Genomic DNA, 20,222 nt, shown 5'->3' on the forward strand with positions numbered 1-20,222 from the left:
ATTATGGCAAATCTAAAAGAAATACGTAATAGAATATCATCGGTGTCTTCAACCATGCAGATTACCAGTGCCATGAAAATGGTATCTGCTGCTAAATTGAAAAAGGCCCAAGATGCTATTACGGCAATGCGACCTTATTCAGATAAATTGACAGAGCTTTTACAAAGCTTAAGCGCAACTTTAGATGTAGATTCTGGAAGCAAATTTTCTGTACAACGCGAAGTGAAAAATGTACTTATTGTAGCAATTACCTCCAATAGAGGCTTATGTGGTGCATTTAACTCTAACATTATTAAGTCTGTACAAAATTTAGCATCAAATAAATACGCGAATCAAAATGTATCTTTCGTGGCGATTGGTAAAAAGGCTAATGATGCCTTTAAAAAGACCAACAAAGTTATTGCAAATAAAAGCGCTGTTTATGATGATTTGACCTTCGATAATGTTGCTGAAATTGCCGAATTATTAATGGACAAATTCGTTGTTGGAGAGTTTGATAAAATAGAGATTGTTTATAATAAATTCAAGAACGCAGCTACGCAAGAAGTGATTATAGAGCAATTTTTACCAATTGTTCCTGTTGAAGGTGATGCCAACCTTAGTTTAGATTATATTTTTGAACCTTCAAAAGTTGAAATTGTTGAGCAATTAATTCCTAAATCACTTAAAACACAATTATATAAAAGTATTAGAGATTCGTTTGCTAGTGAGCACGGTGCGCGTATGACAGCAATGCACAAAGCAACTGATAACGCTACTGAATTGAGAGATCAGCTAAAATTAACCTATAATAAGGCTCGTCAAGCAGCAATTACTAATGAAATCCTAGAGATTGTTGGTGGCGCAGAAGCATTGAATAACTAAAGCAAATTTATAACTGAACGTGTTTCAGTAACTCTTACTATTATAAAACCTCACGATACAGTGAGGTTTTTTTATGGCACGGCTCTTGATTTCGTATATTTATAATGTTAAGTCTAGAATGATGAAAATTATAATAACAACAATTTGTTCGATGAGTATGTTTGTCTTTTTGTCAAGCTTTTCTCAATGTACGGATGAAAGGAGTTTACAGGATGACGCTCCTGTTACTTTTGGCGACGTATATTATCAATACCGAGCTCAAGCGGTGCGAGATTTAGAAACTAGTTTCACATTAGTTATCCCTTTAAAGAATGATTTACCTAGCAGCATTACATTAGATTCGGTTTATTTTAAGGGGAAATCGGCTAAATTACAAACAACCGTTAACAAGGATAATTTCTATTTCGCAAAGTTCATCACTAAACCGGCTTATAGCGAGGATATCATACTAAGTAGCGATTTGGCGGAGGAACATCAAAATAAACCTCCTAAACCTCCAATTAGGATACCGTTTGAGCTTAAATCTAATGAGTGCATTATAAGCTATATACAAGACGGTAAAACAAGATATTACAAAATTAAGGGTATTGTTCAAAAGCGACAAAATGGAGTTCCTATGAGCCCTAATAACAAGCCATAACTTATCTTTGGATTACGTTTGCTAAAAACGTACTTTTAACTTCGATAAATCGCATAATTTGAGCGCCTTTAAAACCCTCTTTAAGCAAACATTTATTTATGGTCTGGCAACGGTGTTGCCTAGGATGTTGAGCTTTTTGTTGGTGCCTTTATATACAGATCCCAAGGTGCTTTCGTCTCCTGCCGAATATGGTGAGGTTTCAGTCATTTTCTCCTATTTTGTTCTGTTTAACGTCATTTTAGCCTATGGAATGGAAACCGCCTTCTTTAGGTTTTTCAATAAAGAAGACGATAAAGAAAAGGTTATTGGAACAACCACATTTTCTTTGGTTGTGAGTTCACTTTTGTTTTTTACTTTGGCTCTCATTTTCCAAGAACAAATTGCCTCGTTTATTGATATTGACGTAAAATATATCAACCTTGTTATTTGGATTTTGCTATTAGATGCTCTGGTTATTATTCCGTTCGCATGGCTTCGCGCTACACAAAAACCAATGCGCTATGCAGTTATTAAAATTTTAAATGTCGGATTAAATCTAGGACTGAACCTTTTCTTTTTATTGGCATTAAAAGACCTTGCTTTGACCAATGAGGTTTTCAATTCTATATATAGACCAAATTTTGAGATTAGTTACATTTTTATCGCCAATCTTGTAGCAAGCGGGGTGACTTTGCTGTTAATGGCTTCTTTTTATGTTCGAATCAAATATGTATTCAATACTGCCCTATTGAAAACAATGTTACGATACGCTTTCCCAGTACTAATTGCTGGGGTGGCTTTTTCTATAAATGAAACCTTTGATAGAATTTTACTGAAAGAGTTATTGCCTCGAGATATTTCAGATACACAAATAGGGATGTATTCGGCATGTTACAAGCTTGCATTATTCATGACACTGTTTGCAACGGCTTATAGATTGGGTATTGAACCTTTCTTTTTCAGCCATTCTAAAAGTGAGAATCCACAAAAAAGTTATGCTAGAATTTTAGAATTCTTTGTTGCTTTTGGAGCGGTCATATTATTAACAGTTGTTGTTTTTGCAGACGTTTTAAAGCCATTTATAGTAAGAAGCGAAGCCTATTGGGAAGCGATGTGGGTTGTGCCTATTGTGCTCATAGCCAATTTTTGTTTAGGGATTTACCATAATTTATCTGTTTGGTATAAAATTACCGACAAAACAAAATTTGGAGCTTATATTTCTATAGTTGGCGCATTAATAACCTTGGTAATCAATATACTTTTCATTAAAACGTTTAGTTATAAAGCTTCGGCCATTGCTACCTTATGTGCCTATGCTACCATGATGCTTTTGTCATATTATTTTGGTAAAAAATATTATCCAATACCGTATAACCTGAAGAAAATATGTTTGTATCTAATAGTATCAACCTTGTTTTCAATTATAAGTTTTTATCAATTTAGATACAATTATACTATTGGTATTTCCCTCTTAATTGTATTTTTGGTTATTGTAGGGTTTTCCGAAAAACAACAAATTAAACAACTCATAAGAAGACAATAAAGAGAGTGATCAAATTCTTCAATAAAATACGAAAACAACAACTTGACCAAAATAAGACTGGAAGATATTTAAAATATGCTATTGGCGAAATTATTTTAGTGATGATTGGTATTCTACTGGCTCTTCAAGTTAATAATTGGAACAATAATCGTGAATTAAAAAAAGAAGAACTTAAAGTGCTGAAAAGTCTTTATAAGGAGTTTAATGAAAACTTGTCAAGTTTTGATATAGCTTATAAATTTCATTTAAACAGAAAAAATGATATTAAGACCATGATGACTTCTAATCCTAGTGAATTATCTTTAGATAGTTTAAGAAGTTTGAACGCTAGTGTTAGTAACAATTTAACGTTTGACCCATTTCAAGGCATTTATAACTCGGTCATTAATTCAGGAAAGATTGAGTTAATTTCAAACGATTCTTTAAAAATTAAAATTGCCAGATTTCAAGATTTGTTAAATGATTATAAGGAGGAAGAAACAAATACTATGATATTTACGCAAAACAACCTCTATCCATTTCAATTAGATGGCTCAAAATTGAATTTTAATATAGCTTATGATATAAGGGAAAGTTCCAAAGAAGAACAAATAGAATTGAAGCAGAGTATTGTTCAATTAATAGAATCAGATAAATATGAAAACCTATTAGTTTATATTTATAGCTATATGAGTGGTATTTTTATAGAAGGGCCAATTTTAAAGGAAGAAATGATATCAATCATTAATTTATTAAAGAAAGAAATAGAGAAACATGACTATTAAAATCATAAATAAATCTAATCACGATTTACCAAACTATGAAACCATAGCCTCTGCAGGTATGGATTTAAGAGCTAACCTTTCCGAATCAAGAGTTTTAAAACCTCTTGAACGCAGTATTGTTGGAACAGGCCTATTCATTGAACTACCTATTGGATATGAGGCACAGGTGAGACCAAGAAGTGGATTAGCCGCAAAAAAGGGAATTACAGTATTAAATGCCCCAGGCACCATAGACGCCGATTATAGAGGTGAAATAGGGGTGATTTTGGTAAATTTATCAAATGAAGATTTCACTATTGAAAATGGCGAACGAATTGCTCAATTAGTCATTGCAAAACATGAGCGTGCCGAATGGGCTGAAGCAAACGAACTTTCTGAAACTTCTCGTGGGGCTGGAGGCTTTGGAAGCACCGGAGTCAAGTAAATTTATTCGTTCAAACTTAGAAAACTCAAATTAAACCAAAATAAATCCCGTTTTGCGGGCAATAACTATGAAAATAATTGTACCAATGGCAGGTCGAGGTTCACGTTTAAGGCCACATACCTTAACCATACCTAAACCATTAATACCAGTCGCAGGGCAACCCATTGTGCATCGTTTGGTAAAGGATATCGCCAAAATCTTAAAACAACCTATTGAAGAAGTAGCTTTCGTTCTAGGCGATCCAGCATTTTTTGGAGACGATGTTGTAGAGAGTTTAACCCAATTAGCACATAGTTTAGGCGCCAAAGCATCTGTATATAGACAAGACCAACCCTTAGGAACAGGTCATGCTATAATGTCGGCAAAAGATTCGCTATCTGGTCCAGCCGTTGTGGCCTACGCAGACACACTAATTAGAGCTAATTTTGAATTAGATCCAAGTGCAGATGCGGTAATTTGGACTAAAGAAGTTGATTTTCCTGAAGCCTATGGTGTAGTTAAATTAAATGAAGCTAATAATATTGTTGAGTTGGTTGAAAAGCCTAAAATTTTTGTTTCTAAACATGCAGTAATTGGAATTTACTATTTTAAAGCCATAGAAGATTTAAAGGAAAAATTACAAGAAGTTTTAGATCAAAACGTTATGAATGGAGGAGAATATCAAATTAATGATGGGATTAAACGCATGATGGCCGAAGGTAGAATATTTAAAACAGGCACAGTAGATGAATGGATGGATTGTGGTAATAAAGAAATTACAGTGGAAACCAATTCTAAAATGCTGAATTTTTTATTGACTGACGGTGATGAACAATTAATATCGCCTTCAATAAATCTGGAAAATTCTAAAATTATTCAGCCTTGTTTCATTGGGGATAATGTGACACTCAAAAACACTGTAATTGGACCAAATGTTTCTATTGGCAGCAATTGTTTAATTGAAAATTCAACCGTTAAAAATAGCTTAATACAGAGCAATAACCATATAAAAAATGCTAATTTAGACGAAGCTATGATTGGCAATCATGTGGTTTATAATGGGGATTTCAAAAAAATAAGCATCGGAGATTATTCTGTTTTGGAATAATAATTGAACTTCAATGTTGCCTATAATGTTACCTTATACTATGAAACTAAATCTCTGCAGTCTATTTTTCATTCTTGGAATGCTTTTAGTTCCACAGCATAACTACGCTCAAGTTGATTTTAATAAGCGCCCAGATGACGATTTAGGTAATGTTGAAGATGAATACCAAGAGCTGTTTTTTGAGGCTCTAAAACAAAAAGGTATCGAAAACTATCAACGTGCCGTAGACGCATTACTTAAATGTATTAATCTTAAAAGCACAGATGCCGTTGTGTTTTATGAATTAGGCAAAAATTACAATTTACTTAAAAATTTTGGAGCCGCTGAAGACGCCTTAAAAAAAGCGATAGCTAAAGAACCTGATAATGAGTGGTATTTAGATGAACTTTATGCTGTATACGTGCAGCAAAATGAAACTGACAAGGCCATCAAGACCATAAAACAATTGGTAAAATATCATCCAGATTATAAACAAGATCTCGTTTCATTATATATCAAAGCAAAAAAATACAATGACGCTTTAGACTTATTAGACGAGTTGGACAAAAGTTTAGGAATTAATGATGAAAGAGATTATTTAAGAAATCAGATTTTTGAGATTACGGGTGATGACAAAAATCGAATTAAACATCTTGAAGAACGATTAAAAAATTATCCAGATAATGAAATTAATTATCTTAATTTAATTTATAGGTATAGTGAAACAGGTAAATCAGACAAGGCGTTCGAAATAGCAAAACAATTGTTAACTCGAAATCCAAATTCGCAACTTGTACATTTGGCATTGTACAAATTTTATATGGATGCAAATGACCCTTCAAATGCTATAAATTCTATGAAGGTGGTTTTAACAAGTTCAGAAATCAACCCTGATGCGAAAGCAAAAGTCCTGAATGATTTCGTGAATTTTGTGTCTAAACATCCTGAATATGAAAAGGATTTAGTAGAGGTCACCGCCCTAGTGGGAAATGATAACAGTCCCAAAACCCTGATTGAGCTGGCCCAATATCATTTAAAAATTGGAGATAAAGAAAAAGCCTTAAGCTATTTTGAAGATCTGTTAAAAGAAGAGCCTAATAACTTTTCGGCATTAAAAGATGTGGTATTATTACAACTCGATTTAAATTTGGACGAACAAGCCGCGAAGAAAAGTGAACAGGCACTGGAATTATATCCTGCTCAACCTATATTTTATTTGGTAAATGGGGTAGCCAATAATAAATTGAAAAAGTCCAAAAAAGCGATTCAAAGCCTTGAAACAGGACTCGATTATATAATTGATGATACTAAAATGGAGGCCGATTTTTATACCCAATTAAGTTTGGCGTATCAGCTTGATAATAATATTGCCAAGTCTAATGCGTTTGCTAAAAAGGCAGAAGCCCTAAATAAAGGACAACACCCGTAATGAAACCTATAAAAGCCCTTTCAGTTTTATTTTTAGTGATAACTTTTACGTTTGGGTGCAGATCCACTAAAAGCTTGAGTTCATCAGGTGAATTGGATGCTAGTATGACCTCAAGGCAACTCATAAAAGAGCATTTAAACCAAAACAGCAGATTCAAAACCTTACAGGCAAGGGTTAAATTAGATTATACGCAAGATCAAAAAACACAGGGCTATACGGTAAATTTAAGAATAGAAAAGGATAAAGTTATTTGGATTAATGCCACATTGGGACTTGCCAGAGCCATGATTACGCCAGACAAAGTTCAGTTTTATGATAAAATAAACAATCAATATTTTGATGGAGATTATAGGTTGTTAAGTGATTTGTTGGGAATAACTTTAGATTTTAAGAAAGTACAAAGTCTTTTACTAGGAGAAACTATTTTCAATTTGCGCGAAGGCACCTATACAAGCTCAACCCACGAAGGCTCATATGTGTTGCAACCCAAAGACCAGTTGGCGATACTTGAGCTGTTTTATTTGATCAATCCAGGCCATTTTAAACTGGATTCCCAACAGCTATTTCAACCGTTAAAACGACGTATGCTTCAGGTAGATTATACTAAATATCAGGAAGTTCAAAAGCAAATTGTACCCGAACAATTTAAGATAATTGCTGTGGAAGACACCGAAGAGGTCTCCGTTGAAATGGAATACAAATCAGTTACCCTAAATGAGAAACTACGGTTTCCTTTTACAATCCCTTCAGGATTTAAAGAAATTCAATTAGACCATGCAGAATAAGTTTACAGTTATCTTTTCAATGACCATTTTATTTTTGGTTGGGGGTTTTTCCGCAGAGGCCCAAAGTCAAAAGCAAAAAGAATTGGAAGCTAAACGGCAGCAGTATATGCGTGAGATTGAGCAAATTAATAGCTTGTTATTTGCAAATAGAAAGAAGGAAAAATCGGTTATTTCTCAAGTTGAAGATTTAAATTACAAAGTTAGTGTACGTGAGAATTTAATAAAGGTTACCAATGATCAAGCCAATTTGCTGACACGGGAAATCAATACAAACCAGAAAGAAATTTCCAGTTTAAGGGATCAACTTAAACTTTTAAAAGAAGATTACGCAAAAATGATTGTAAGGTCATACAAGGGCCGATCAGACCAGAGCAAGGTCATGTTTTTATTATCTTCTGAAAACTTTAAACAAGCTTACAAACGACTGCAATACATCAAACAATACGCCGATTATCAAAAAGAACAAGGTGAAAAAATCAAGGATAAAACACAAAAACTGCAAGAATTAAACACTTCCTTGTTAAGGCAAAAGGAAGATAAAAAGAAGCTCATTGCACAAAATAAGGCTGAAAAAAATCGTTTGGAATCCGAACGTATTGAACAAGAAAAATTGGTGGCATCAATTCGAAAAAATTTGAGCAGCTTTGCTAGTCAAGTGAAACAAAAACAGCAAGAAATTGATAGAATTGACAAGGAGATTGACAGACTGATTAGAGAGGCTATTGCCGCTTCCAACAAAAAAGCTGGGAATGATGCATCAAGCTCTAAAGGTTATGCGTTAACTGCTGAAGCCAAAGCTTTAGCAGCTAATTTTGAAGCGAATAAAGGTAAATTACCTTGGCCAGTGGAGAAAGGTGTGGTGAAACTTGCCTATGGTAAACAACCCTCACCCATTGACCGCACAGTGATGATTGAAAGTAATGGTGTTAGAATTGCAACTGAAGAAGGCGCTAAAGTAAGGGCTGTTTTTGAAGGTGAAGTAACTGGGATATTGTTGATAAAAAATGCGAATCCGGCTATTGTGATTAGGCATGGAAACTATTTTACCATTTATAAAAACCTGTCAAAAATATTTGTGAAACAGGGCGATAAAGTAAGTACTAAGCAAATTATTGGTGAAGTGTTTACCAATACAGCCAATGGCGAAACTATGCTTGGTTTTGGCGTCAATAAAGATTTAAAAACCGAGAACCCAGCTAACTGGATTTACAGAATGTAGTTATACAAATAGGGCTTTTAATTCACTAGCATCTTTAGGCTTCATTTTCCCCGCCAAGACTAAACTCAATTGTTTACGTCGCAAGGCAGCATTAAAACGTTCAATTTCTAGTGTAGATTCTGGTGTAAGTGGAGGAACATCAGTAGGTCTTCCGGTTTCGTCAACTGCAACAAATGTATAAATGGCCTCATTGGCTTTGTCTCGTAAGCCAGATTCACGATCTTCTATCCAAACATCTAAATACACTTCCATAGAGGTTTTAAAAGCACGAGATACTTTCGCTTCAACAGTGACCACACTTCCTAACGGAATGGATCTATTAAACGCCACATGATTTACAGATGCTGTTACAGTGATTCTTCTAGAATGACGTCTCGCGGCAATACTTGCTGCTCTATCCATTCTTGCCAATAGTTCACCTCCAAACAAGTTGTTTAATGGGTTGGTTTCACTTGGCAATACCAAGTCGGTCATTACAGTAAGCGATTGTGTAGGGGTTCTAGCGTCCATCATTCAAATTTTAAATGTGGCACAAAGGTAGGATGTTTTATAACAAAAATGTAATTGGAAATGTGAAATTAATCCAAAGCTTTTACAAGTAACCAGGCTTCAGAATTATGCTCGCGTTTTACGTCTCTAAGGGCTTGTAGTGCTTCCGATCTATCAGAATAACTGGCATAAACCACTTCATGAAGACCATATTTGTTGGCTCCAATTTTACGAGCTTTATACCCAAGACTTTGAAGTTCTTTTACCTTTTTATCTGAATTGGCCTCTACTCTAAATGCACCGGCTACAATATGATAATTTCCACTTTGTTTTTCAATACTTAAAGTAGCTGCAGGAAGCGGATTACTAATCACAAAAGTGGCCTCCTGTACTTTATTGTCTAATTGATGATTGGCCTCTTCTTGCGCAATTTGATTTTGAGCTTCAATTTGGTTTACATAATAATTGGAAGCTGTAAACCCTCCTAAAGTTAATGCAATTAAAGCAACAGAAGCATATTTTAAATAGGGTCTAGATTTGCGTTTTTCAGGTGTAATAGTAACAGGAACCGACTTTTCAATAGTTACAACCTTTTCCTTATGAACCTCTCTAGCAATTGATGAGCAGGATAATTGATCTAATCCAAAGGCATCAGTCAAATAATTAATATGGTAAGAAGGTTCAAAATTAATTTTACCTTCATTATTAAGAACTAATTCTCCAATGTTATTGAAGTTGATGGTTTCTCCTTGAATCAAATACGATTTTATGGTTTTAACGTATTTGATAATTTTTTGAACTGCAACTTCATATGGGATTTTTTCTACTTCAGCAATATAGCTCGGCAGTAATCCATCATTATGCTGTAATTGTTCATTAAACGACAATACTTTTTTTGGTGGATAAAATGCATGAGTATTGTCATCCAATCTGGCCGATACACGATGTGTTAAAAAAGCACCCAGTCCAGAGATGGTTACACAGTCATATCGGTATAATAAATCGCTTATGTAGGTTTCAAGTTGCATATAAACAAAGTTAAAATTTTTTCAATGGAAATAAAATTTCATTGCAAGTATTTATTAAGACTCTAAAAATTCTTTTCTTTAAGTCTTATAAACAGCGCTCTATAAAATGACCGATCAGGACTTAATTTATGTTTTAGCCTTGCAGCATGTCCCTAAAATTGGTGATGTTACTGCTAAAAAACTGATTGCACATTGTGGATCGGCTGAAGCTGTTTTCAAAGAAAAGAAGCAAAACCTTTTACGAATAGATGGTATAGGCACTACAATGATTGGCGATTTATTTAATGTAAATCATATAAAAGAAGCCGAACAAGAGCTACTATTTATTAAGAAAAATGAAGTTGAGTCCTTATATTTTACGGAGAGCAATTACCCCGAAAAACTAAAACACTGCATTGATGGACCAATTTTACTGTTTCAACGAGGCAAAATTCACCTCAAGCAACAACATATTTTAAGTATTGTTGGAACACGTAATATCACCAGTCACGGAATTGGGTTTTGCGAAAAATTAATTGAAACATTAGAACCCTTTAACCCGGTTATAGTGTCTGGTTTTGCATATGGTACTGATATTACAGCGCAAAAAGCAGCGATTAAACATAATTTACAAACTATAGGATGTTTGGCGCACGGATTTAGTCAAATTTACCCCAAAGTGCATAAAAAGTATGTAAAGGACATAGAATCTAATGGAGGGTTTTTAACTGATTTTTGGAGTACAGACACTTTTGACAGGAATAATTTTTTAAAACGAAATCGAATTATTGCTGGGATTAGTGAAGCAACAATTGTTATTGAGTCTGCCGAAAAGGGCGGCAGTTTAGTCACTGCTGATATTGCTAACTCTTACAATCGCGATGTTTTTGCTGTCCCTGGAAGGATTACAGATATATTTAGCACAGGATGCAATAATTTGATAAAACATCAAAAGGCTCATGTCTTGTCAGATCCATTAGATATCCCTTTCATGTTAGATTGGAAGTTGAAAGAAGATGTAAAACCTGCCATTCAAAAGCAAATGTTCGTTGAATTAGATGATAACGAAACGATCATCTATAATTACCTTAAATCAAACGAAAAACAACAATTGGATCTCATCGCAATTGAATGTCAGTTGCCAATATTTAAGGCGGCTAGTATATTACTAAATATGGAATTAAAAGGTGTAATAAGACCTTTGCCAGGTAAATTGTTCGAATTGACTTAATACCCAGCTTTTAATCGTACTCGATTTAACACCTGATTAGCTACAACTTTTGCCTTTTCGGCACCAATTTTTAATGCCTGATCAATTTCTTCAAGATGAGTCATATAATACTTGTAACGCTTTCTTGGTTCGGCAAATTTTTCAGTAATTAATTCAAATAAAGCTTGTTTGGCGTGCCCATAACCATAGCCTCCTTGCTCATAGTTAGCCTTCATGGTTTTAAGCTGATCTTTAGAAGCCAAAAGCGCATAAATGGCAAAGCAGTTACAAGAGTTCCAATCTTTTGGGTCTTCAAGAGGTGTACTATCGGTTTGAATAGACATGATTTGTTTTCGAAGTTTTTTATCATCTAAAAAAATGTCGATAATGTTTCCTCGACTTTTACTCATTTTTTCTCCATCGGTACCGGGAATTAACATCGTGTTTTCTTGTATTTTTCCTTCAGGAAGCACAAAAGTTTGACCCATTTTTGCATGAAAACGTGATGCAACGTCTCGCGTCATTTCAATATGCTGAAGCTGGTCTTTGCCAACCGGTATTATCTCGGCATCATAAAGCAAAATATCGGCGGCCATAAGCATTGGATACGTGAATAACCCCGCATTAACATCTTCTAATCTGTCGGCTTTATCTTTAAAACTATGGGCCAAGGTTAGTCGTTGGTATGGAAAGAAGCAGCTTAAATACCAAGCTAATTCACTCACTTGTGGAACGTCGCTTTGTCTATAAAACACCGTTTTTTCAATGTCTAATCCAAAAGCTAACCATGTAGCGGCAGTAGAATAGGTGTTATTGCGTAAAGTGTCGGCATCCTTGATTTGAGTCAACGTATGAAGATTAGCAATAAACAAAAACGAATCGTTTTTAGGGTTGTTGGCCATTTCAATAGCCGGTATAATAGCTCCTAATATATTTCCTAAATGTGGTGTTCCAGTGCTTTGTATTCCTGTAAGTATTCTTGCCATGTTATTTTCCTGTAAAAAAGCAGGAATCTTTTATTAGTTATACGAAAAGGCAAAGGTAATTTTTTTAACACAAACCTCAATTAATTTAAGTAGTTTTGAAGTCAATGAAGCTATTAAAATATCCTCTCTGGATTTTATATCGTATTTGGTTCTACGTTTTGGTGGCTTTACCAATCATTGTATTATTTCCTGTACTTCTAATTTCAATTTTAAAGGAAAGTTGGTATCCTTTCTTTTTTAAGCTAGCCAGATTTTGGGCCAAGTTTATTTTATTTGGAATGGGCTTTAGGTATTCAATAGAACGAGAAGAAACACCAAAGCGATCTGAAAGTTACATGTTTATAGCAAATCATACGTCAATGACCGACATAATGCTTATGCTGGTAACCGTAAAGAATCCATTTGTTTTTGTCGGCAAGAAAGAATTGTCTAAAATTCCACTATTCGGCTTTTTTTATAAACGCACCTGCATTATGGTAGATCGAAGTTCTGAAAAGAGCAGAAAGGCTGTGTTTTTAAGAGCACAACGGCGCCTACAGTCTGGTTTGAGCATTTGTATTTTCCCTGAAGGTGGCGTCCCAGATGTTAATGTTGATTTGGACGAATTTAAAGATGGCGCATTTCGCCTTGCTATTAACCATCAAATTCCAATAGTACCCATTACATTTGCTGATAATAAACAACGATTTTCTTATGTGTTTTTTAGTGGTGGACCAGGGAAAATGCGAGTTAAGATTCATTCGTTTTTATCAAGCAAGGGGCTGAAGACTAATGATACGAAAATGCTTAAAATAAAAACCAGAGCACTAATTTTAAATCAGTTAAATCAATTTCATAAAACCTAAAAAGCTGCCCTTGGCACAGGGCAGCTTTTGTTGTTATTACCAAGAATGTAATAACCATCTAACCAACTAAAAAAACTTAAAACTTATAACTTAATCCTGTATAAACACCTATAAAATACGGCTGAAAATTTCCTGAAGCATCTCGAAATGTATTTATTTGGTATTTAAAAGTGGGCTCAAGATTTAGTTTTACTTTATCTGAAATATTGTAATTTAGACCTAAACCAAAATTAGCACTGTAACTCGTGTTGTTTAAATTGTTTGCTTCGCCTAATAAGGTTTTGTTCCCATCAGAGGTGGAGTACACATCGTTTTTATTTAAAAATAAAGTACTAAAGCCTCCAATTACATTAAATCCTATTCTTTTGTCTATTATAGCATACTCTAATTCAATTGGGATTTCAATAAAACCAAGCTCTTGATTTAAAGAAGCATTTTTAGATGAGGCAATGATTTCGGGTACGGCAGCAGAATTTAAACTAGGAGAACCTAATATTGTTGTGTTTTGTGACTTATCTCTAAAGTTTATGTGTGTACTATTTCTGGGTTGAAAATTACCCGTTAAGGAGTTTACACCATTATAAACAACAACATCATTTGTATTATAACCTAATTTTACTTGATTTACACCCGCTCTGACTTTAAGCTTTTCGGTTATGGCGTAACTTCCATTAATACCATAACTCATATTAATTTCTCCACTTTTTGAGTTGTCTACTAATTGTTCGTCAATAGGAGATCCCTGACCAATTGAGTTGAAGTAAACAGGCGCTACATTCGGGGAAATGTTCCACCTGTTTATCTTCTCATTGTTTACTTTCTCTTTTTCATTAAGGTCGTTTAAAGCGATTAAGGCATCTTCAATAGAGGTTTCGCCAGTTTTAAGGTCTTCAACAAGTTCATTCTTATCGTTTTTTGTTGAATTGTCTGCTATTGAGGTTTCCGTGTTTTTGGTAGAATTTTTAATCAGCTCTTTGGCATTGGTTTTTTCAATAACACCTTGATTCGTTTCAGGTAGATTAGAAGTGTTTTTATCAGCATTACTATTTGTGTTATCGACAATAGCTGTATTGGTTTTGGTATCATCTCCAAGACTTTTGTTTTCAATAGAACTGTTATTGTTTTCAGAACTTTTACTCGCAATCGTTAAATTGTTTTTTTGATTCGCATTTAAAGTGGAATTTTTAGTAGATGCATTGCTTTCTTGACCATTATTATCTAAATTGTCTGCAGCGATAGAGTTATTATTATCTTTAATGGAAGGATTTATAGGTTGTTCTGATGATGATTCTGGTTCTGTTATTTGATTTTCAGTATCAACTAAAGGGTTTGTTGGCAAAGAGTTCTCATTAGAAGTATTAAATACAAGCCCTCCAATGCTAAAAAACAAAACTAATAAAGCTGCTACCCCGGCCACTTTCCACCAAAGAGGAATTACACGTCGTTTGCGCTTGTCTTTATGTAATTCTTTTTCAATATTAGCCCAAACCTTATCACTAGGATGAACGTCAAAGTCCTTGAGCTTTTCTTGAAAAAGGCGATCAATATGTTTTTTATCGTTCATTATAAAGTTTGCGAGTTCAAGCTCGCTTTATAAGTTTTTAATTTTTCTTTTAAAATCTGTCGAGCTCTTGCAAGATTAGATTTTGAGGTTCCGGTTGTAATACTTAACATTTCGGCTATTTCTTTATGGGAATAGCCATCCAAAGCATAAAGATTAAACACCATTCGATACCGATCGGGTAATTCTTGAATGATTTGTAACAAAAAATCAATACTTATAGAATCTTCATCTATTTCAATTGAATCATCGGCTATTTGTTGTTCATTGACTATGTCAAAAACACCAACTGTCCTATACCGCTGTAAAGCTGTATTGATGGTGATTCGTTTCATCCAACCTTCTAAAGAACCTTTACTTTTATATTGTTCTATTTTTTTAAAAATAGTCACAAAAGCATCTTGCAGATTATCTTCTGCCTCTGCTGTATTTCTCGAATATTTAAGGCTAACTGAAAATAGTTTACTCGCATAGAGTTTATATAATTCACTTTGAGCCTTAACATCGTTTTTTTTACATTGTTCTATGAGTCGTTCTAAACTCACATGTTATAAGTGTTAATTAATCTATTTTTTACTCAACTACAGGCACTTCAACTATATAATAGATGTCATTGCCGCTTTCATCTTCTCCTTGCCAGAATTTAAACACATAAGTGCCATTATTTGTTACTATAAAATTAAAAGAAACTTCAACAAGTTCTACAGCTTGTGTACAACTTACATCTTCATATACAGTAGTAACAATAGCAATAGTTCTTTGATTTAAATTGCTTTGATAATAAAAGTCATTAAAAATATGGCAGCTTGATGGTCTTAAGTAGGATACTTTAATTTCATAAGTCTCTCCAAGCGTAAATTGTTCTGGCATTACAACACTTTCAACTGGAAGTATTTCAAAATGAAAATTATTACTGTTATCGTCACTTAAGCTACAAGAGACTAGAGAGATAAACAAAACACATAAAGCAAATATTCTCTTCATAATGTAAAATCATTATTAGTTAACACTATTACACAGTATAGATGCATTCGCTTAGTAAAGGTTGCGTCAAAAAAATAAAAATCCCGAAACATTCGGGATTTTAGGAGTTAATCGTCATTTGAATTTGCTTTAGCTACTTGCCGGACTTTCGTTTCAAGTTCATCCATGAGTTCTGGATTATCCTTGATTAATGCCTTAACAGCATCCCGCCCTTGTCCCAGTTTAGTGTCTTCATAGCTAAACCATGATCCACTTTTTTTGATAATTTCGTTATCAACGGCGATATCTAAAATCTCACCTACTTTGGAAATTCCTTCACCATACATAATGTCAAATTCTGCCGTTTTAAATGGAGGCGCTACTTTGTTTTTCACCACTTTTACACGGGTTTTGTTCCCTGCAACGTTACCATCGGTTTCTTTTATTTGTGTTGATCGTCTAATATCCAATCTTACTGAAGCGTAAAATTTAAGTGCATTTCCGCCAGTTGTAGTTTCAGGATTACCAAACATTACCCCAATTTTTTCACGTAATTGGTTTATGAAAATTACTGTACAATTAGTTTTACTAATCGATCCAGTAAGTTTTCTTAAAGCTTGAGACATCAATCGTGCGTGCAATCCCATTTTTGAATCGCCCATTTCACCTTCAATTTCACTTTTAGGAGTTAATGCGGCTACAGAATCTATGACTACAATATCAATAGCACCAGAACGAATTAAATTATCTGTAATTTCTAATGCTTGTTCGCCATTGTCTGGTTGAGATATAATTAAATTATCAAGGTCTACACCTAATTTTTCAGCATAGTGCCTGTCAAAAGCATGTTCTGCGTCAATAAAAGCAGCAATGCCGCCAGCTTTTTGAGCTTCGGCAATTGCATGTAAGGTTAGTGTTGTTTTTCCTGAAGATTCTGGTCCGTAAATTTCTATTACACGACCTCTAGGGTAACCGCCTACGCCAAGTGCAATATCTAAACCTAAAGAGCCTGACGAAATTGAGTCTACGTCAACTACAGCTTGGTCGCTCATTTTCATCACAGTACCTTTGCCATAGGCCTTATCCATCTTGTCCAAAGTCAGCTTTAATGCTTTTAATTTGGCTTCTTTTTCACTACTCATTTATTTGTATTTTCTTAATTGATATGACTGCTAAAATACGACAACTTTTCATCTTTTCAATAGTTGCACGCAACCTTTTTATACTTTTTGCATCTACATAATGTTATGGGAGAAAATTGCTATGAAAAGAACGCTATACCACTTTGTTTTCTACTCAAAATGATGTAGCGTGGTTTGTTTCCCAACTTTGAAAAAGAACATAATTTTAATAAAATGAAATTTTTCAAAAGAACCATTTTTAATAAAGTTTTAGGTGTTTCAATTGCGGTATGTGTTAACAGCAATTGTAAAACCGATGGTGGTTAACTCGTTTACTATTTTTTTAGAAACAAATTAAAAAAGTATTAATAACGAGTTAGTCAAAAAAAAGCATTTCAGATCGTCTGAAATGCTTTTTTTATTTAATACTATTCAAATACACTTAAAGTATTAACTTTGCCAAAAATTATCTTTAACCTTAAAACATTAGTATAGCATGCAACTGTACAATAACTTAAGCGCTAAAGAAAGAGCTGAACTTATAGAAAAAGCGGGGAAGGACCGCTTAACAATCTCTTTCTACGCATACGCCAAAATCGGAAACCCGGAGCTTTTTAGGAATCATATGTTTTTAGCTTGGAACGACCTTGATGTTCTAGGTAGAATTTATGTCGCTCACGAAGGAATTAATGCACAATTGTCTGTACCAGCAGATAATTTTCAAAAATTTAAGGATCATCTAGACACTATTTCATTTTTAGAAAATGTGCGACTCAATATCGCCATAGAACATGATAACTTTGCTTTTTTAAAACTAAAAGTAAAAGTTAGAGATAAAATTGTTGCTGATGGATTGAACGATAACACGTTCGATGTCACGAATAAAGGAGTGCATGTTGATGCGAGCAAGTTCAATCAACTAATCGAAGATCCAAATACTGTTTTGGTTGATATGCGTAATCATTATGAAAGTGAAATAGGTTATTTCAAAAATGCAATCACTCCAGATGTTGATACATTTAGAGAATCGTTACCCATTATTGAAGAAGACCTAAAGGAACACAAAGAAGACAAAAATTTAGTGATGTATTGTACGGGTGGTATTCGATGCGAAAAGGCCAGTGCATATTATAAACACAAAGGATTTAAGAATGTTTTTCAACTAGAAGGCGGGATTATTAATTACGTACGTCAGGTAGAAGAAAAGGGATTAGAGAACAAATTTATTGGTAAAAACTTTGTGTTTGATGAACGCCGTTCGGAGCGTATTTCAGACGATATTGTTGCGCATTGCCATCAATGTGGTCAACCTGCCGATCTACATACCAATTGTGCTAATGAAGCTTGTCATTTACTGTTTATTCAATGTGATGAGTGTAAAACGCAAATGGAAAATTGCTGTTCAACAGCTTGTATGGAAATTAATAGGTTACCTTACGAAGAACAAAAAGCACTTCGTAAAGGTCAAGGTAATAGCAACGATATTTTCAAAAAGGGACGTGCTGATCACCTGCCTTACAAAAAGGATTTAAGAAATATTTTTGAGGTTTTACGCAAATAAACGTAATTCATTTTTAGTCAATAAATAATCTTATCTTTACCTTTCAAAAAAATCATTAATCGTCATTCGCTATCTTATAATTAGCGGATTTTATATAAAATTTTATGAGTTGTAACAGTTGCTCAACTGGAAAGGATGGACAACCAAAAGGATGCAAAAATAATGGCACCTGTGGTACCGATAGCTGTAATAAATTAACTGTTTTTGATTGGTTGGCAAACATGTCATTACCACAAGGTGAAGAGCCTTTTGATGGGGTTGAGGTGCGCTTTAAGAATGGGCGTAAGCAATACTACCGAAATACCGAAAAATTATCATTAAGTATAGGTGATATCGTTGCTACACAAGCACAATCTGGTCACGATATAGGCATGGTTACGCTAACAGGCGAATTAGTAAGAATTCAAATGAAGCGAAAAAAGGTAGATATCAATAACGAAGAAGAAGTTCTTAAAATCTATCGTAAGGCCAACCAAAAAGATATTGATGTTTGGTCGGCCGCAAGAGATAAAGAAGAACCAATGAAGGTTAAAGCACGTCAGTTTGCCATTGATCTCAAACTTCAAATGAAAATCTCTGATATCGAATATCAAGGCGATGCGAGTAAAGCCACATTTTATTACACTGCCGAAGAACGAGTTGATTTTAGAGAACTTATTAAAGTGTTTGCCAAGGAGTTTAGAACACGAATTGAAATGAAGCAAGTCGGTTTTAGACAGGAAGCTGCTCGATTGGGTGGAATTGGCTCTTGCGGAAGAGAATTGTGTTGCTCAACCTGGCTAACCGATTTTAGATCTGTAAGTACATCAGCGGCACGATATCAGCAATTGTCATTAAACCCTTTAAAGCTAGCTGGACAATGTGGAAAGCTTAAATGCTGTTTAAATTACGAGCTAGACGCGTATTTAGACGCTCTTAAAGATTTTCCAAAAACCGAAGTCAAACTTTACACAGAAAAAGGAACTGCTGTTTGCCAAAAAACCGATATTTTTAAAGGCCATATGTGGTATGCCTATGAAGGTGAATGGATGAATTGGCATAAACTTACTACGGCTCAAGCCAACGAGATTATTGACAAAAACAGTAAGAAACAAAAGGTAGCTAGTTTAGAAGAATATGCTTCAGAGCTTGCTGAAAATACTAAAGTAGAGTTTGAAAACGTTGTTGGCCAAGATAGTTTAACTCGATTTGATAGTCCAAAACGACGAAACAAACGTAAAAATAAGAGAGGGAATCGCAAAACTAATAACAAGCCTCGAAATAATGCTAAAAAATAGTGGTTTCATTGTATTGGTCTTTGGAATCCTATGTTGTTCCTGTGATTCCAACCGAGTTTTTGATGAGTATAAATCTGTCCCTAACCAATGGCACAAAGATTCTATAATTTCGTTCAAGGTTACGCCTCCAGATTCGACAAATGCATATAATTTGTTTGTGAACTTAAGAAATACGAACGCATACAAATACAGTAATTTGTTTTTAATAGTTGAAATGAGCTATCCAAATGGAAAAACAGTTAAAGACACTTTGGAGTACAAAATGGCGGCACCAAATGGTGAGCTTTTAGGAACAGGATTTACCGATATTAAAGAAAACAAACTTTGGTATAAAGGGTACAATGCACCTTTTATATTCAATGAATCTGGTGAGTATAAAATCAACATTCAACATGCCATGAGAGAAAACGGCCAGGTTTATGGAGTTGAGAATCTTGAAGGTATTACCGATGTAGGTTTTAGAGTAGAATACACAAACCCCAATTGATT

Annotated in this window: 21 protein-coding genes; 14 read left to right on the top strand and 7 right to left on the bottom strand. The window is 34.3% G+C overall.

The features are described 5' to 3' along the window. Positions 1 to 3: 3 nt before the first annotated feature. The 9 genes from atpG to ACFO5O_RS11390 all read left to right on the top strand — a co-directional run bounded on the left by atpG (position 4) and on the right by ACFO5O_RS11390 (position 8,713). Positions 4 to 864 carry an ATP synthase F1 subunit gamma gene (atpG, locus tag ACFO5O_RS11350; protein ID WP_387963842.1) on the top strand — a complete coding sequence of 287 codons (861 nt, stop codon included), beginning with the start codon at positions 4 to 6 and terminating at the stop codon, positions 862 to 864. Between the two features lie 118 nt (positions 865 to 982). Next, entirely contained in the window at positions 983 to 1,504 is a 522-nt protein-coding gene (locus ACFO5O_RS11355; protein WP_387963844.1) for a hypothetical protein, read from the top strand. A 58-nt stretch (positions 1,505 to 1,562) separates the two neighbouring features. Then, the gene (locus ACFO5O_RS11360; protein WP_387963846.1) at positions 1,563 to 3,026 is read left to right on the top strand and encodes an oligosaccharide flippase family protein; all 1,464 of its coding nucleotides are present in this window, start codon (positions 1,563 to 1,565) and stop codon (positions 3,024 to 3,026) included. A gap of 5 nt (positions 3,027 to 3,031) precedes the next feature. After that, on the top strand, positions 3,032 to 3,790 hold the full coding sequence (locus tag ACFO5O_RS11365; RefSeq protein WP_387963848.1) for a DUF6090 family protein: 759 nt from the start codon (positions 3,032 to 3,034) through the stop codon (positions 3,788 to 3,790). Then, positions 3,780 to 4,214, top strand: a complete 435-nt coding sequence (dut, locus tag ACFO5O_RS11370) for a dUTP diphosphatase (protein ID WP_387963850.1) — start codon at positions 3,780 to 3,782, stop codon at positions 4,212 to 4,214. Before ACFO5O_RS11365 ends, dut begins: the two co-directional genes overlap by 11 nt. A gap of 67 nt (positions 4,215 to 4,281) precedes the next feature. After that, a complete protein-coding gene (locus ACFO5O_RS11375; protein ID WP_387963852.1) occupies positions 4,282 to 5,301 on the top strand; it encodes a sugar phosphate nucleotidyltransferase in 1,020 nt (339 codons plus the stop codon). Between the two features lie 40 nt (positions 5,302 to 5,341). After that, on the top strand, positions 5,342 to 6,709 hold the full coding sequence (locus ACFO5O_RS11380) for a tetratricopeptide repeat protein (RefSeq protein ID WP_387963854.1): 1,368 nt from the start codon (positions 5,342 to 5,344) through the stop codon (positions 6,707 to 6,709). Further along, entirely contained in the window at positions 6,709 to 7,494 is a 786-nt protein-coding gene (gene lolB1 / locus ACFO5O_RS11385) for a lipoprotein insertase outer membrane protein LolB1 (protein ID WP_387963856.1), read from the top strand. Before ACFO5O_RS11380 ends, lolB1 begins: the two co-directional genes overlap by 1 nt. Then, complete coding sequence (locus ACFO5O_RS11390; protein ID WP_387963858.1) at positions 7,484 to 8,713, top strand: murein hydrolase activator EnvC family protein; 1,230 nt, start codon at positions 7,484 to 7,486, stop codon at positions 8,711 to 8,713. The genes lolB1 and ACFO5O_RS11390 overlap by 11 nt, the downstream gene beginning before the upstream one ends. On the opposite strand, the gene ACFO5O_RS11395 is transcribed toward ACFO5O_RS11390, so the two are convergent. After that, the gene (locus tag ACFO5O_RS11395) at positions 8,714 to 9,223 is read right to left on the bottom strand and encodes an acyl-CoA thioesterase (RefSeq protein ID WP_387963860.1); all 510 of its coding nucleotides are present in this window, start codon (positions 9,221 to 9,223) and stop codon (positions 8,714 to 8,716) included. It lies immediately after the preceding gene. 68 nt (positions 9,224 to 9,291) lie between these two features. Next, positions 9,292 to 10,230 (bottom strand): HU domain-containing protein, encoded by a 939-nt coding sequence (locus ACFO5O_RS11400; RefSeq protein WP_387963862.1) that lies wholly within the window; start codon positions 10,228 to 10,230, stop codon positions 9,292 to 9,294. A gap of 106 nt (positions 10,231 to 10,336) precedes the next feature. On the opposite strand from ACFO5O_RS11400, the gene dprA reads away from it, so the two are divergent. After that, positions 10,337 to 11,440: a DNA-processing protein DprA gene (dprA, locus tag ACFO5O_RS11405; protein ID WP_387963864.1), complete on the top strand. Its 1,104-nt coding sequence runs from the start codon at positions 10,337 to 10,339 to the stop codon at positions 11,438 to 11,440. Here dprA and trpS read toward each other — a convergent pair. After that, entirely contained in the window at positions 11,437 to 12,405 is a 969-nt protein-coding gene (gene trpS, locus ACFO5O_RS11410) for a tryptophan--tRNA ligase (RefSeq protein WP_387963867.1), read from the bottom strand. The two genes, dprA and trpS, sit on opposite strands and share 4 nt — an antisense overlap. A gap of 104 nt (positions 12,406 to 12,509) precedes the next feature. Here trpS and ACFO5O_RS11415 point away from each other — a divergent pair, with 104 nt between their 5' ends. Then, a complete protein-coding gene (locus ACFO5O_RS11415) occupies positions 12,510 to 13,250 on the top strand; it encodes a lysophospholipid acyltransferase family protein (protein ID WP_387963869.1) in 741 nt (246 codons plus the stop codon). 76 nt (positions 13,251 to 13,326) lie between these two features. Here the strand turns inward: ACFO5O_RS11415 and ACFO5O_RS11420 are convergent, their stop codons facing one another. The 4 genes from ACFO5O_RS11420 to recA all read right to left on the bottom strand — a co-directional run bounded on the left by ACFO5O_RS11420 (position 13,327) and on the right by recA (position 16,916). Continuing rightward, complete coding sequence (locus ACFO5O_RS11420) at positions 13,327 to 14,814, bottom strand: hypothetical protein (RefSeq protein ID WP_387963871.1); 1,488 nt, start codon at positions 14,812 to 14,814, stop codon at positions 13,327 to 13,329. Further along, positions 14,814 to 15,356 carry an RNA polymerase sigma factor gene (locus tag ACFO5O_RS11425; RefSeq protein ID WP_387963873.1) on the bottom strand — a complete coding sequence of 181 codons (543 nt, stop codon included), beginning with the start codon at positions 15,354 to 15,356 and terminating at the stop codon, positions 14,814 to 14,816. Before ACFO5O_RS11425 ends, ACFO5O_RS11420 begins: the two co-directional genes overlap by 1 nt. A 28-nt stretch (positions 15,357 to 15,384) precedes the next feature. Next, positions 15,385 to 15,795 carry a hypothetical protein gene (locus ACFO5O_RS11430; protein ID WP_387963874.1) on the bottom strand — a complete coding sequence of 137 codons (411 nt, stop codon included), beginning with the start codon at positions 15,793 to 15,795 and terminating at the stop codon, positions 15,385 to 15,387. A gap of 107 nt (positions 15,796 to 15,902) precedes the next feature. Next, positions 15,903 to 16,916, bottom strand: a complete 1,014-nt coding sequence (gene recA, locus ACFO5O_RS11435; RefSeq protein ID WP_387963876.1) for a recombinase RecA — start codon at positions 16,914 to 16,916, stop codon at positions 15,903 to 15,905. A 475-nt stretch (positions 16,917 to 17,391) separates the two neighbouring features. Here recA and trhO point away from each other — a divergent pair, with 475 nt between their 5' ends. The 3 genes from trhO to ACFO5O_RS11450 all read left to right on the top strand — a co-directional run bounded on the left by trhO (position 17,392) and on the right by ACFO5O_RS11450 (position 20,220). Then, entirely contained in the window at positions 17,392 to 18,456 is a 1,065-nt protein-coding gene (gene trhO, locus ACFO5O_RS11440) for an oxygen-dependent tRNA uridine(34) hydroxylase TrhO (RefSeq protein WP_387963878.1), read from the top strand. Between the two features lie 104 nt (positions 18,457 to 18,560). Then, positions 18,561 to 19,733, top strand: a complete 1,173-nt coding sequence (locus ACFO5O_RS11445; RefSeq protein WP_387963880.1) for a PSP1 domain-containing protein — start codon at positions 18,561 to 18,563, stop codon at positions 19,731 to 19,733. Next, positions 19,717 to 20,220, top strand: coding sequence for a gliding motility lipoprotein GldH (locus ACFO5O_RS11450; RefSeq protein WP_465253853.1), 504 nt, complete (start codon positions 19,717 to 19,719; stop codon positions 20,218 to 20,220). The genes ACFO5O_RS11445 and ACFO5O_RS11450 overlap by 17 nt, the downstream gene beginning before the upstream one ends. Positions 20,221 to 20,222: the final 2 nt, after the last annotated feature.

The organism is Geojedonia litorea (genome assembly GCF_042654525.1).
GTDB lineage: Bacteria > Bacteroidota > Bacteroidia > Flavobacteriales > Flavobacteriaceae > Geojedonia > Geojedonia litorea.

Coding starts and splice junctions, on each gene's coding strand:
- ACFO5O_RS11375 (WP_387963852.1), top strand. CDS start 4,282: ATGAAAATAATTGTACCAATGGCAGGTCGAGGTTCACGTTTAAGGCCA.
- ACFO5O_RS11355 (WP_387963844.1), top strand. CDS start 983: ATGATGAAAATTATAATAACAACAATTTGTTCGATGAGTATGTTTGTC.
- ACFO5O_RS11430 (WP_387963874.1), bottom strand. CDS start 15,795: ATGAAGAGAATATTTGCTTTATGTGTTTTGTTTATCTCTCTAGTCTCT.
- ACFO5O_RS11390 (WP_387963858.1), top strand. CDS start 7,484: ATGCAGAATAAGTTTACAGTTATCTTTTCAATGACCATTTTATTTTTG.
- dprA (WP_387963864.1), top strand. CDS start 10,337: ATGACCGATCAGGACTTAATTTATGTTTTAGCCTTGCAGCATGTCCCT.
- ACFO5O_RS11420 (WP_387963871.1), bottom strand. CDS start 14,814: ATGAACGATAAAAAACATATTGATCGCCTTTTTCAAGAAAAGCTCAAG.
- recA (WP_387963876.1), bottom strand. CDS start 16,916: ATGAGTAGTGAAAAAGAAGCCAAATTAAAAGCATTAAAGCTGACTTTG.
- trpS (WP_387963867.1), bottom strand. CDS start 12,405: ATGGCAAGAATACTTACAGGAATACAAAGCACTGGAACACCACATTTA.
- ACFO5O_RS11395 (WP_387963860.1), bottom strand. CDS start 9,223: ATGGACGCTAGAACCCCTACACAATCGCTTACTGTAATGACCGACTTG.
- trhO (WP_387963878.1), top strand. CDS start 17,392: ATGCAACTGTACAATAACTTAAGCGCTAAAGAAAGAGCTGAACTTATA.
- dut (WP_387963850.1), top strand. CDS start 3,780: ATGACTATTAAAATCATAAATAAATCTAATCACGATTTACCAAACTAT.
- ACFO5O_RS11400 (WP_387963862.1), bottom strand. CDS start 10,230: ATGCAACTTGAAACCTACATAAGCGATTTATTATACCGATATGACTGT.
- ACFO5O_RS11445 (WP_387963880.1), top strand. CDS start 18,561: ATGAGTTGTAACAGTTGCTCAACTGGAAAGGATGGACAACCAAAAGGA.
- ACFO5O_RS11415 (WP_387963869.1), top strand. CDS start 12,510: ATGAAGCTATTAAAATATCCTCTCTGGATTTTATATCGTATTTGGTTC.
- atpG (WP_387963842.1), top strand. CDS start 4: ATGGCAAATCTAAAAGAAATACGTAATAGAATATCATCGGTGTCTTCA.
- lolB1 (WP_387963856.1), top strand. CDS start 6,709: ATGAAACCTATAAAAGCCCTTTCAGTTTTATTTTTAGTGATAACTTTT.
- ACFO5O_RS11380 (WP_387963854.1), top strand. CDS start 5,342: ATGAAACTAAATCTCTGCAGTCTATTTTTCATTCTTGGAATGCTTTTA.